This is a genomic window from Pseudoalteromonas sp. NZS11, assembly GCF_015864765.1.
GTDB lineage: Bacteria > Pseudomonadota > Gammaproteobacteria > Enterobacterales > Alteromonadaceae > Pseudoalteromonas > Pseudoalteromonas arctica.
Genome location: NZ_JADYWP010000006.1, coordinates 211,950 through 223,686, shown reverse-complemented (window position 1 = coordinate 223,686; position 11,737 = coordinate 211,950). Strand labels below are relative to the sequence as shown.

Here is an 11,737-nt window from a genome sequence, read left to right as displayed (position 1 = left end):
TTTTCTTTTGATAAAATATGATTTACATAGCCATACCACACATTCAGACGGGCGTTTAACGGTTGAAGAATTATTGCATCGCGCTGTTGATAAAAATATTGATGTGTTTGCTATTACCGATCATGACACTGTGGCGGCTATTAAGCCTGCGCAGCAATTTATTAAAACCGAAAACTTACCGCTTTCATTGATAACGGGTACCGAAGTGTCTACTAAATGGGAAAGCTTCGAAATTCATATTGTAGGTTTAAATATTGATATTAATAATATTGACCTTACCTCTTTATTATCAGCTCAGCAGCAAAAGCGAGAAGAGCGTGCACTAGAGATTGGTGTTCGCCTTGCAAAAAATGGCTTTGATGGCATTTACGAGCAAGCTAAAGAGCAGGCAAAAGACGCGCAAATAACGCGTGCACATTTTGCACGCGCCCTTATTGAGCGCGGTGTTGCTAAAAATTTCCCGGGTGTTTTTAAAAAGTACTTAGGGCGTGGCAAAACAGGCTACGTACCAAGTTGCTGGTGCACCATGCAAACCGCTATTGAGGCCATACATGCCGCTGGTGGTGTTGCTGTACTAGCGCATCCAAGTAGCTATCAAATGTCAAACAAGTGGCTACGCAAATTATTAGTAGAATTTAAAAGTGTAGGAGGGGACGCAATGGAAGTTGCACAACCTCAACAGGCGCCAAGCGAACGTCAATTTTTAGGTGAACTCAGCCGTGAGTACGAACTACTTTGCTCGCAAGGGTCTGATTTTCATTTTCCGACAAGCTATTTAGAGCTTGGCAAAAATTTATACCTACCAAAAGACTGCCAAGGTGTTTGGCAAGCTTGGGAAGGAGAAGAAGGGGCATTAACATGAGTCAATTATTTCATATTCATCCTGATAACCCGCAACCGAGACTAATTAGTCAAGCCGTTGATATTATTAAACAAGGCGGCGTTGTTGTTTACCCAACAGATTCGGGTTACGCCATCGGTTGTAACATTGGTAATAAGCAAGCCAAAGAGCGCATAGAGCGTATTCGTGGTATTGAAAAAAACGATAATTTTACGCTAGTTTGTCGTGATTTATCGGAGCTATCTACTTACGCACGTGTAGATAATCAGCTATTTAGGTTAATAAAAAATAATACGCCAGGGCCATATACCTTTATTTTTAAAGGCACAAAAGAAGTCCCTAAACGTTTATTAAACGACAAGAAAAAAACCATTGGCATGCGTGTAATTGAGCACCCAATAGCCTGTGCGTTACTTGCCGAACTTGGTGAGCCGTTAATGTCGTGTTCTTTAATTTTACCAGGTGAGCAGTTTACAGAATCAGATCCTGATGAAATATTAGAGCGATTAGATAAACACGTTGATTTAATTATTCACGGTGGCCACTTAGCCGAGCAAGCAACCACGGTAATCGATTTGTCGGAAGATGAAGTCAAGATTTTGCGTGTTGGCTGTGGTGATACAAGCCCGTTTGAGTAATAGCGAGTGAGCGAAAGCACTGCGAATACAAAAAATAGTGAAAAGCCAGTGCAGCAAAAGCTGCCACTGGCTTTTTTGCATGGTAAAGCGGTTGTAGACAAACCAGAAGATTTATACATTCCACCTGACGCGCTCGAAATAATATTAGAAACCTTTGAAGGCCCGCTCGATTTACTGCTCTATTTAATTAAAAAGCATAAGCTTGATGTACTCGAGCTTTCTATTTTTAGTATTACAGAGCAGTACGTAAGTTATGTAGAAATGATGACCGAGTTTCAACTCGAACTTGCTGGCGAATATTTAGTAATGGCTGCGTTACTTGCGCAAATTAAGTCTCGCTTATTACTCCCTGTACATGAAGAGCTTGAAGAGGAAGAAGATCCTCGCGCAGAGCTTATTAAACGCCTGCAAGAGTATGAGCTGTTTAAACAAGCCGCCGAAAACCTCGACGATATTCCCCGAGTTGGTCGTGATATTTTTATAGCGCATGCCGCTATGCCAATAAGTGAAGATACAAGTCAAAATCTCCCCGATATTGAACTTAAAGACTTAATGCTGGCGCTGAGTGATGTAATGGCGCGTGCAAAAACCTTTGAGCATCATCAAATTACTGCTGAAGTACTCTCAACCCGAGAGAGAATGAGCCAAATATTACAGCAACTATCGCAAGCAAACTCGGCAGTGGTATTTAATGCGCTTTTTACCCCAAATGAAGGGCGAAGTGGTGTAGTGGTTAGTTTTATAGCTATGCTTGAGCTTATTAAAGAAGGGCTTGTTACCTGTTTGCAAGTGAGCCCTGAGAGCTTAATTTATGTCAGCTTAAGCGAACAATCCACCCTATAAACTTATCTGTTTAATCATCTATTTGCAAAACTGACTTTAAATAATAAAGTTCTGTGCGTATACGCACATAAAGTGTTTGTAAATGTTATTTTCATTTACGGCTGTGCACTATATTGTAACGTCATAGCATTATAGGACGTTACACATGTTTAAAAATACACCTTCATCTTACGGACTTGTCGCCATTATTTTACATTGGCTCATGGCGCTGACTATTTTTGGCCTGTTTGGTTTAGGTTTATATATGGTTGAGCTTACTTATTACGATAGCTGGTATAAAGGTTCACTCGATTTACATAAGAGTATTGGTATTACGCTTGTGGCCGTATTTTTATTTAGAGTTTTATGGCGTGCTTTATCTACACAACCTAAGCCATTAGGTGAGAGTAAAGGCATGAACCAATTAGCGCATACGGCGCATATTGCTATGTATATTATTTTGGCTGTTATTGTTGTTGCAGGGTATTTAATATCAACCGCAGACGGGCGTCCAATAGAAGTATTTACTTTATTTAATGTATCAGCGCTTGATTTTGCCTTTGATGACCAAGCCGATATTGCAGGAAAAGTACATTATTACGGCGCGTGCACATTAATCGGGTTTGCAGTATTGCATGCACTAGGGGCGTTAAAACATCACTTTATCGATAAAGATAAAACCTTAATTAGAATGATCAAACCATTAAAGGATGATTAAAATGAAAAAATTATTAGTAAGCACAGCCGTTTCGGCTGCAATGATGTTATCGGCAACAGCCGCCAATGCAGCTGATTATGTAATTGATACAAAAGGCGGGCATGCATCTGTTAACTTTAAAATTAAACACTTAGGTTACAGCTGGTTATATGGTCGTTTTAATACTTTTGACGGCACATTTAGTTACGATGCTAAAAACCCTGATGCGTCAAAAATTATGGTAAACATTGATACCACAAGTCTTGACTCTAACCATGCAGAGCGCGATAAGCATTTACATGGTAAAGATTTTTTAAATGTAGATAAATACCCAAAAGCGACATTTAAAAGCACGAGTATTAAATTTGATGAAGACGGCGAAGAGGCTGATGTAACCGGTGAGTTTACGCTGCACGGCGTAACAAACACTATTACCTTTGAAATAGATAAAGTGGGCGAAGGTAAAGATCCGTGGGGCGGCTACCGCGTAGGTTTTGAGGGCGAAACCAGCCTTAAACTTACCGATTACGGTATTGATTACAACTTAGGACCTGCATCTACTCATGTTGATATTATTTTATCAATAGAAGGCGTTCGTCAGTAATACCATTATTAAATATAAAAACGCCACTTACTGTGGCGTTTTTTTTGCTTAACAGAAACTCAAATTAAGCGACTTCGAATTTGCTTATTTTGCGCTATTAATACGTGACTGTAATAGCGGCCTTAAATGCTCGGGCAACCAGCGCATGAGTAAATCATTATAAGCCTGCGTTTTTTTAATAACTTTAAGCTGCTCATTAAGAATAGCAATGTCTTCTGCGCCTTGCTTGTTTTTAGTACAGCCAATAAAACCATAACTTAACGCAGGTGATTCGGTTAATGGACGCTGCGTTAAGTTCTCTTCAAAGTGCATTGATTTAGCTAAATAGTAATGCTCGCTTGGGTAACCCAGCAAAATATCAATTCGTTTTAGGTTAAGCATATATGTGAGGCTCGCTAGGCTATCGCGAGTGGGTCTAATTACTAAATCTATATTAGGCGTACTGTTTATCAATGTATCTATCTCTTGGCCATAAGAGCGGCTCATAGAGATCCCAAGAGTTAGTTTTTTATCTTGTATTAAATCTAATAGTGATACTTCTTTTGATTCCGCTATATTTAGCGCTTTGGCGAGTCTTTTGTGCATTGCTATTGAAGGCGAGAGGCCCGTTGTTGAGCTCTCCTCTGTAAAATAAATATGCTCTTTTCTGTAATCATTTTTATAAAGCGATAACGCACAAACATTATTTGAAGTATTAGATAGCTCTTGGATTACTTTACCTGAAGGGATAAGCATGCGGTTAAAGGTAATATTAGGAAGTTGTTTTTCAAGTAATGAAATTATGCTTTCGTCACGGCCTTGGTGTTGATATTGACCATTTAAAATATAATAGGGTGCAAAGTCGTGCGCTAGCCAGTTTATGGTTCTAGCATTGCCTATTGAGCTCAGACAGAAAAAAAGTAAGAAAGTTAAAAATATACGGAGCATTACAACAGCTGCCAGTAATTATTATTGTAAAACTATTGTAACCAATAAAGAGCTAAAAAGTAAAATGCCAGCAACGAGGCTGGCATAATATCTTATCAATAATTGCAATAATAAAAGGGCAATTAAAGTTATGTGTTGCTTAGTTAGCTTTTAGCCACTTAACAAACTGGCGTGCATCACTCGCTTTTTGAAACAATGCATTTTTTAAACCTTGTGTATCACTAAAGATTACACGATGTTTGTTTACTGAAATTGATTGCACTGGATGTGCGATTTGGATCATAGACCCATTATATTTATAAGACATAATAAAACTCACTTTATTCTTGTTATTTATTCTGCGCTATATTTTTATAGCAAATTGCAGTTAATAAATTAACGATGTTGTGTTTAGCTTCATTACAGTGTTGACGATCTTTATGACACTTTTGCGATGATAGTAAAAAATCATCTCGGTATTATTCAAGGGGTTCTCGCCGTACAATAACTTAGCTTTCAAATATACGTTTTGCGGGGCTTACTGGATCAGGGTAAATGGTTAACCGCGGCGGTTTCTTTAAACCAGAGAGGGAAGGTAACTTATATATAAATTGTGTGCAAGCTATTTTTGTAAAAATATTTATAATAAATCTTATCAACTGCTTACAAAGCCCATTTTTAGTTACCAAAGGATAAGTATGAATTACCTAATAGTGAGTGATATTTATGGTTTAACCCCTGCTTTAAGGAAGTTATCACAGGCAATTAGTTCAAATCTAGTGATTATTGACCCTTACAATAACAAGTTTCAAGCTATTGAAAGTGAACAAGATAGTTACAATAATTTCATACAGCACTGTGGCCATGATAAATACACCGACAAACTTCAAAAATGCTTTGAGAGTTTAAAATTGCCAACGACGTGTATTGCTTTTAGTGCAGGGGCAAGTGCAGAATGGCGGGCACAGTTATTAACAGGCAATACACACCTTAAAAAGTTAATTGGCTTTTATCCGTCGCAAATTAGACATAATTTAAATTTAAGCGCAAAAGTACCCTGTGAGTTCATATTTCCAGAAAGTGAGAGTCACTTTAATGTTGATGAAGTTATTAAAGCTTTAAGCACCAAAGCGGATGTTAAGTGCTATAAAACCAATTTTTTGCATGGTTTTATGAACGAGTACTCAACCAATTTTAACGCGCAAGGGCTTGTTGAATATAGTAACTATATAAAACAGAGCAGCCGTTAAAGCGTGTTTAGCTGCTCTTTACTAATATCAGGAAAATCGGTGCGGGTATTATATTTTGCATACAGCGCTGTAAAAACGCTACTACCGGATAGCTTATCTAACTCTTTTATAAAGGTTTTCGCACTAGATCGAGCGGGTCTACAGCATACTTGATACTGTTTTATTATACCCGCGACAGATAAACCTTGTTTTTGTAGCTCCAAATCGGCCTGTGCAAAAAAAGCCGCACCCGTCCAATAAACACGTTGCTGGGCTCGTTGTTTCCACATATCGGCAGAGAGCTTATTAAGTGGCTGTGTTTTAGTTTTAGTTTGCATGCGGGCACGATCAAACCCTGCATTTAAACGTTGTACAAATTGCGGCTGGGTAATTATACCGCTGTCACGCATTATTACGTTTTGCATATAACTGGCAAAACCCTCGCTAAGCCAAAAACCGGAGTAGGGAAGTAGCGGCAAATATAAATGCGAAAGTTCATGGTATAGCGTCCAATCTTTAGTGAATGCATTTAAACTGGCATAGCGATCTATATGTAGTTCAAGCCCATCGGGGTTATTGCGCTTAACTGTAGCCCACGGTACAGGCTCAAAAGCAAAGTATTGCGGTTTTAAATAAATAGGCAATGTGGTTTGTTTTAAAGGTCCCAGTGTATTTTGTGTTTTTTCAACACTTTGATTAACCCATATAGACACCGTATTTTGAGCATTACTTGAGAGCGAGCTAAGGTTATGTATGACTACTTCAACGGCTAATGCGTTAAAAGAGCTGATTAATAGTAGCAGTACAAAAAAGAATTTCATTAAAATGCTCCACTGTAATTTAATAATTGGTACGAAAATTCTAATATACAAGACCAACTAAATGGATAAATAATCACGCCTAATTCTTTATTTTTTAAAATGATAGTAACTATAAAAGTACAAATACAGACACTCCTAGCTAAGCATGGTTTAATCAATTAATCGTTATTTTAAGTTAGGTTTAGCCATGACGTATCAGCATATTCAAGTTCCTGAGCACGGCCAAAATATCACTATTGATGCACAAGGACACTGGCAAATACCGTTAGAACCTATCATTGCTTTTATTGATGGCGATGGCGTGGGGCTAGATGTTATGCCGGTAATGCGCCACGTTGTTGATAGTGCAATTGAGCATTGCTATAAAAGCGCACGGAAAATTCATTGGATGCAGGTTTATAATGGCGAGCAGGCCGCAAAGCTGTATGACGGTGATTGGTTTCCACAAGAAACAATTAACGCGGTACGTGCCTGTAAAATTGCCATAAAAGGGCCGTTAACCACACCACTAGGTGGTGGTTTTCGATCTCTTAATGTCGCACTCAGGCAAGAAATGGATTTGTTTGTAAATATGCGCACTATAAAAGGCTTTAGTGCACTCCCTTCTCCTTTAAAAAACCCTTTTTTAACAAACATAACAGTGCTTCGTGATAGCAGCGAAGACGTGTACTCAGGTATTGAGTGGCAAGCAGGCAGTGTAGAAAGCGAAAAAATGCTCGATTTTTTATGTGAGGAAATGGGCGTAACCCGCCTAAGGTTTTCACAAGAGTGCGGAATTGGTATTAAAAATATATCTAAAGAAGGCTCTGAGCGACTAATGCGCTTTGCAATTAACTATGCACTTAAAAACGATAGTGAATCATTAACGCTAGTACACAAAGGTAATGTACTTAAATTTACCGATGGTGCATTTAAGCGTTGGGGGTTTGCACTTGCACAAAACGAGTTTAATGCCACTGCACATGAAAATGGGCGTTGGTTGCAAATAGAGCGAGCACACCAAGCGCCCTTAATTATTAAAGAAGTCATAGCTGACAACATGCTGCAACAATGTTTAATGCATCCAGAGCAATTTGATGTAGTGGTGACTACTAACCAAAATGGTGACTTTTTAGCGGATATGCTGAGCGCACAAGTTGGTGGTGTTGGTATAATGCCCGCTGCAAATTTAAATAACGATGTCGCATTTTTTGAGCCTACACATGGCACGTTTGAACGTATAGCAGGGCAAAATAAAGCAAACCCCAGTAGTAGTATTTTAAGTGCGGTATTAATGCTTAAATTTATGGGGTGGGACGAGGCCGCATTACTCATAGAAAATGCGTTAGAGCAAACATTTAAAAGCGGTGAAGTAACCTTTGATTTAGCGCAAGAGCAGAGCGATAACTCAAGTATTCATAACTCGACAACCTTAACTTGTACTGGCTTTGCAAAGAAGGTTATCGAGCACTTTTAAATACATTCATTATTAAGCTGCTGAGGCAGTTTTTACTCTGTGCATACAAGGGCGGTTGGTTAACTGCGCTGCACGATGGTAAATCTCATGTGCTTGGGGTTCATCGCACTGTGTACCACTAAGCGTATCCATTAACGCAACAACAATAATTGCAGGAACCTGGCAGCAATATTCGTCTAAAACGGCTTCCGTAGTTTGTGCATCAACATGGCAAAGTGGATGATTTTTAAGTTGGTATGCATTTAATAATGTATCAACTTCTAATACATCATCTGGTTGATGCTTTGTTTTACGGCATTTACAACCAAACTCATCAACTAAAGTAGCTAACGCTTGGTAAGTTTCAGTGGTGTTAGCTTTAGTGCATAACTGCTCTTCAATGAACTGATGCAAGTTAGCATCGATGAATAATCCGTCTTGGCGTGTGAAAGAAGCTGTTGTCATAATAATTACTCTTAGTTTGTTGGCTTAACTTCACTCTAGCGCTAAGTGTAATATTAATAAAATTGTTGTTTTCAATAACTGATATTGATTTTATCAATAGTAAGTTTTAAAACTAAATAAAAAATAGAAAACATATCTAAATAATACTAATTGATTTGGTGCAATGCGGTGAACGTGTGCACAAAAATGGAACAAGGGGAGGAGTTGAGGAATAAAGAAGGAATCTTAGTTAATTGTTTTTATTGAATTTTAATTATTTTATGAAGTTGGTACTAAGCTTGCTAATAATACGCTGTAGGTAGATTCCTATATCGACGATTTCCAAAAGCGCCACGGTATTTTCCCAAAGTTGAATACCGTGGCGCTTTTTTATTTTTCGCGTGTATTTTATTTAGCCGTCACAATAGCAATAACAATAGTAATGTTAAATTTTAATAAAGTAGGGAATAGCCACTAAAATACCGCCTACAATCAACAGCATGCTAACACTGGTCATAAAGTACGGAAAAACCAATAATGACAAACCAATACAAAGTGGCACTACGGCTTTTTTTCTTCGCCCGTAAGTAAGGTAGCCAATACCTATGCCGCCGAACAAAACACTCCACGCAATTATTGATGCACTATCCATTTATAAATTACCTATTTTGAAATACTGATTTAAATTACGACCGACATAGCCAGGTTTTCAATACCATGTGAAGGAGTCCATCTTTTAAATTCCACGAAGCCATGCTTTTTATATAAATTTATTGCAGGAGTATTAGCAACCGCAGTCTCCACTATTGCATGAGAAAAATCATCCATTGCTAAAACATAACTTATTAGCTTACTTGCGATACCTTTTTTAAAATGACTAGGATCAACGGTTAAACTACAAATATCTAAACACTCGTTGTTTGTATCTACTTCAATAACAGCTACTAAACATTCTTTTTCGCTGTAGCCATAAAAAGTTGTTTCTGACTTTTTTATACCTTTAATATTACGCGCTAAAGGAGGGAAGTTATGCGCGCCGATCAGTTTAGCCTCAATAGCATAGGATTTTTGAAAGACAGCAAAAATTTTATTTGCAGTATCGTTATTCTTATTATTAAGTTTGTTTATCATTGTCTTCTTTTTTAGAAAATAAAGCATGAATACCATATGCCGTAATAAAACCTCCGGCACTAATTGTGAAAAAAAGAAATAAATAAAACTTTTTCGGGTTATTTTCTAAAGATGCCACTGCCGGCTCATTGTATCTCTTATAAATGACACCACTTTCGTAATTAAAATAGCTGCGCAAAAGAATAAACAAACCTAAAACAATACACAGGAGCGCTTTACTTGTTTTCTTAGTGTTCTTTTTAGCTATTACTATTTGTTGCGCAGCTTTTGGCTCGTTACGATTTGGTTTAGCTAATTCATCTTTAAGGCGTTTGTAGTTCTCTGGATATTTATGTGAGTCAATACTTTCAATTGCTTCGTTTAATTCACTAAGTGAATAAGCAGAGTAATCAATATTTATAATAATCTTCCTTAAAAGGCTCTTAAATAACACTTACACAGCAAGGTTTTTAAGTTGTTGTTATTTAATGATATTTTTATAATCCGATTAAGTTTATTTTAATGTAGCAAAGACTTGAGGTTAGTCACTTTTACTTTCATATTTAAACTCGAATGAAACTATTGCAGCCAATATACCTCCAGTCGCTAATATAGCAGCGCTAAATAACATCTCCCATAATAATTTTTTCAACAGTAGAGTCTGATGAATATTTGTAAATATTACGCTCCAAGTTTGTTCAAAGTTGTATAAATTAACAACTTCATGAACATCATATAAAAAAGTACCTAACCCATTCAAAAAGTATGCAAGAGCTATATAAACAAAAAATCGTGCAGTAAATAAGAGGGTTTTTAAATTATCAGTTTCAACTTTAGAGAAAGGAAGAAAGCTAATTTTGGTGACCTTGCTCATTATAAGTGAACACTTCAAATATAGGTATTGGTACATAAAATTCCATTTTTTAATATGTCTTAGGTTATTGATAACGAGTATCTAAAGTTATTGACTTTATATCACTAATTAAGAATAACGCAGTACCTATTTTGATTCAATTCTTCAGCGAACACTGTATTTGAGTTCTAGCTTTTTCATTAGATAGTTTTTAACTCAATGTATTTAAAATGCTAACCAAGCTATTAGCTCAAAATAAGATGATTCAGTACATAGCACAGGCACTCGCATTAGGCTCTTGAGTACTAATCAAAGGTTTGCTCTTAATTACCTATCTGCAATCGTTTTAGCAAACGCTAATAATTCACGCCTTAACCATTGGTGTGCAGGCGCGTGGTGTAGTAGCGGGCTCCATATCATTTTTACCTCAATAGGCACTATTTGAAATGGTACAGGGCTGATTACTAAATCAGTATGAGAGGTTAACAATTTAGCCTGCCTGCGCGGTAGGGTGGCAATAAGTTGCTCTGATTGGCAAAGCAGGCTTGCGACCATGTAGTGGCGAGTAAAAACACGTATTTTACGGGTTTGTTCTAGTTGCCAAAGGGCTTCGTCTACCCAGCCTAATTTTTGCTTACCTGATTTATTAGTAACAGCGGCCTCCGGCCCCCAACCTGCACGGTTTACCCAAATATGTTCTTTTTGTAAGTAGTCGTCTAACCCTGAATGTTGTAAAAATGTATTTTTAGGATGCGTTAAACAACAGTAGTTATCGCGCCAAACACTGGCCTGATGAAACGAGCGAGGGAGACCGTTAAAGCGGTTTATAGCTAAATCAATAGTGCCTTTTTCCATATCTTGTAGGTTTACGTCGCTTGGGCTCAATACATCAAAATTAATACCGGGGTTTTTACTAAGCTGCGCCGTTATAAAAGGGGCTATTAAGGTCGACTCTATATAGTCGTTTGCCATTATTCTAAACGTAACTTCAGCGGTTGTAGGGTTAAACTGCTCACTAGGCTGCGTAATAGCTTCAGCCATTTTTAATAGGGCCTCAACTTCAGGCTTTAATGCAAGTGCCTTTGCCGTTGGCGTCATAGAGCCTGCGGCACGCACAAGTAGCGGGTCGTCAAATAAATCGCGCAAACGTTTTAGCGCATTACTCATAGCTGGTTGCGTAAGAGCAAGTTTATTTGCAGCTTTTGACACACTTTTTTCATCTATTAACACATTTAAGTAAACGAGAAGGTTAAGATCGACATTTCTTATATTCATATGGGCGTGTTGGCCTTTCAGGGTTGAAATTTGTTCAATCTAGGGGCGATTTAATCGCGGCG

Annotated in this window: 16 protein-coding genes; 7 read left to right on the top strand and 9 right to left on the bottom strand. The window is 37.7% G+C overall.

Going from position 1 to position 11,737, the window contains the following annotated elements; genetic code table 11:
• Positions 1–7 precede the first annotated feature (7 nt).
• From rnm to I6E82_RS14380, 5 genes are all read left to right on the top strand, one after another.
• On the top strand, positions 8–862 hold the full coding sequence (gene rnm, locus I6E82_RS14400) for an RNase RNM (protein WP_197110799.1): 855 nt from the start codon (positions 8–10) through the stop codon (positions 860–862).
• A complete protein-coding gene (locus I6E82_RS14395; protein WP_024590418.1) occupies positions 859–1,479 on the top strand; it encodes an L-threonylcarbamoyladenylate synthase in 621 nt (206 codons plus the stop codon). The genes rnm and I6E82_RS14395 overlap by 4 nt, the downstream gene beginning before the upstream one ends.
• A 6-nt stretch (positions 1,480–1,485) precedes the next feature.
• A complete protein-coding gene (locus I6E82_RS14390) occupies positions 1,486–2,322 on the top strand; it encodes a segregation and condensation protein A (protein ID WP_010554218.1) in 837 nt (278 codons plus the stop codon).
• 145 nt (positions 2,323–2,467) lie between these two features.
• Positions 2,468–3,019, top strand: a complete 552-nt coding sequence (locus I6E82_RS14385) for a cytochrome b (RefSeq protein ID WP_165721489.1) — start codon at positions 2,468–2,470, stop codon at positions 3,017–3,019.
• Between the two features lies 1 nt (position 3,020).
• Positions 3,021–3,602 carry a YceI family protein gene (locus I6E82_RS14380; RefSeq protein ID WP_007582505.1) on the top strand — a complete coding sequence of 194 codons (582 nt, stop codon included), beginning with the start codon at positions 3,021–3,023 and terminating at the stop codon, positions 3,600–3,602.
• An 84-nt stretch (positions 3,603–3,686) separates the two neighbouring features.
• Here I6E82_RS14380 and I6E82_RS14375 read toward each other — a convergent pair whose 3' ends face one another.
• Positions 3,687–4,529, bottom strand: a complete 843-nt coding sequence (locus I6E82_RS14375) for a transporter substrate-binding domain-containing protein (RefSeq protein ID WP_197110800.1) — start codon at positions 4,527–4,529, stop codon at positions 3,687–3,689.
• A 139-nt stretch (positions 4,530–4,668) separates the two neighbouring features.
• On the bottom strand, positions 4,669–4,836 hold the full coding sequence (locus tag I6E82_RS14370; RefSeq protein ID WP_002961566.1) for a hypothetical protein: 168 nt from the start codon (positions 4,834–4,836) through the stop codon (positions 4,669–4,671).
• Positions 4,837–5,206: 370 nt separating this feature from the next.
• On the opposite strand from I6E82_RS14370, the gene I6E82_RS14365 reads away from it, so the two are divergent.
• Positions 5,207–5,758 carry a hypothetical protein gene (locus I6E82_RS14365; RefSeq protein WP_197118150.1) on the top strand — a complete coding sequence of 184 codons (552 nt, stop codon included), beginning with the start codon at positions 5,207–5,209 and terminating at the stop codon, positions 5,756–5,758.
• Here the strand turns inward: I6E82_RS14365 and I6E82_RS14360 are convergent.
• On the bottom strand, positions 5,755–6,558 hold the full coding sequence (locus I6E82_RS14360; protein WP_197110802.1) for a M61 family metallopeptidase: 804 nt from the start codon (positions 6,556–6,558) through the stop codon (positions 5,755–5,757). The genes I6E82_RS14365 and I6E82_RS14360 overlap by 4 nt on opposite strands.
• A 187-nt stretch (positions 6,559–6,745) precedes the next feature.
• On the opposite strand from I6E82_RS14360, the gene icd reads away from it, so the two are divergent.
• Positions 6,746–8,014, top strand: coding sequence for an NADP-dependent isocitrate dehydrogenase (icd, locus tag I6E82_RS14355; protein WP_197110803.1), 1,269 nt, complete (start codon positions 6,746–6,748; stop codon positions 8,012–8,014).
• Between the two features lie 12 nt (positions 8,015–8,026).
• On the opposite strand, the gene I6E82_RS14350 is transcribed toward icd, so the two are convergent.
• From I6E82_RS14350 to I6E82_RS14325, 6 genes are all read right to left on the bottom strand, one after another.
• Positions 8,027–8,458 carry a hypothetical protein gene (locus I6E82_RS14350; protein ID WP_010554222.1) on the bottom strand — a complete coding sequence of 144 codons (432 nt, stop codon included), beginning with the start codon at positions 8,456–8,458 and terminating at the stop codon, positions 8,027–8,029.
• 424 nt (positions 8,459–8,882) lie between these two features.
• Positions 8,883–9,089, bottom strand: a complete 207-nt coding sequence (locus I6E82_RS14345; protein WP_010554223.1) for a hypothetical protein — start codon at positions 9,087–9,089, stop codon at positions 8,883–8,885.
• Positions 9,090–9,118: 29 nt separating this feature from the next.
• On the bottom strand, positions 9,119–9,568 hold the full coding sequence (locus tag I6E82_RS14340; protein WP_197110804.1) for a GNAT family N-acetyltransferase: 450 nt from the start codon (positions 9,566–9,568) through the stop codon (positions 9,119–9,121).
• The gene (locus tag I6E82_RS14335) at positions 9,552–10,001 is read right to left on the bottom strand and encodes a hypothetical protein (protein ID WP_101216730.1); all 450 of its coding nucleotides are present in this window, start codon (positions 9,999–10,001) and stop codon (positions 9,552–9,554) included. The genes I6E82_RS14340 and I6E82_RS14335 overlap by 17 nt, the downstream gene beginning before the upstream one ends.
• Positions 10,002–10,088: 87 nt before the next feature.
• On the bottom strand, positions 10,089–10,421 hold the full coding sequence (locus I6E82_RS14330; RefSeq protein ID WP_133120254.1) for a hypothetical protein: 333 nt from the start codon (positions 10,419–10,421) through the stop codon (positions 10,089–10,091).
• Between the two features lie 306 nt (positions 10,422–10,727).
• On the bottom strand, positions 10,728–11,675 hold the full coding sequence (locus tag I6E82_RS14325) for a LysR family transcriptional regulator (RefSeq protein ID WP_101216732.1): 948 nt from the start codon (positions 11,673–11,675) through the stop codon (positions 10,728–10,730).
• Positions 11,676–11,737: the final 62 nt, after the last annotated feature.

Bases quoted from the DNA above. Each gene is read 5' to 3' on its own strand.
- I6E82_RS14395 (WP_024590418.1), top strand. From the start codon at position 859: ATGAGTCAATTATTTCATATTCATCCTGATAACCCGCAACCGAGACTA.
- I6E82_RS14385 (WP_165721489.1), top strand. From the start codon at position 2,468: ATGTTTAAAAATACACCTTCATCTTACGGACTTGTCGCCATTATTTTA.
- I6E82_RS14380 (WP_007582505.1), top strand. From the start codon at position 3,021: ATGAAAAAATTATTAGTAAGCACAGCCGTTTCGGCTGCAATGATGTTA.
- I6E82_RS14375 (WP_197110800.1), bottom strand. From the start codon at position 4,529: ATGCTCCGTATATTTTTAACTTTCTTACTTTTTTTCTGTCTGAGCTCA.
- I6E82_RS14370 (WP_002961566.1), bottom strand. From the start codon at position 4,836: ATGTCTTATAAATATAATGGGTCTATGATCCAAATCGCACATCCAGTG.
- I6E82_RS14365 (WP_197118150.1), top strand. From the start codon at position 5,207: ATGAATTACCTAATAGTGAGTGATATTTATGGTTTAACCCCTGCTTTA.
- I6E82_RS14360 (WP_197110802.1), bottom strand. From the start codon at position 6,558: ATGAAATTCTTTTTTGTACTGCTACTATTAATCAGCTCTTTTAACGCA.
- icd (WP_197110803.1), top strand. From the start codon at position 6,746: ATGACGTATCAGCATATTCAAGTTCCTGAGCACGGCCAAAATATCACT.
- I6E82_RS14350 (WP_010554222.1), bottom strand. From the start codon at position 8,458: ATGACAACAGCTTCTTTCACACGCCAAGACGGATTATTCATCGATGCT.
- I6E82_RS14345 (WP_010554223.1), bottom strand. From the start codon at position 9,089: ATGGATAGTGCATCAATAATTGCGTGGAGTGTTTTGTTCGGCGGCATA.
- I6E82_RS14340 (WP_197110804.1), bottom strand. From the start codon at position 9,568: ATGATAAACAAACTTAATAATAAGAATAACGATACTGCAAATAAAATT.
- I6E82_RS14330 (WP_133120254.1), bottom strand. From the start codon at position 10,421: ATGAGCAAGGTCACCAAAATTAGCTTTCTTCCTTTCTCTAAAGTTGAA.
- I6E82_RS14325 (WP_101216732.1), bottom strand. From the start codon at position 11,675: ATGAATATAAGAAATGTCGATCTTAACCTTCTCGTTTACTTAAATGTG.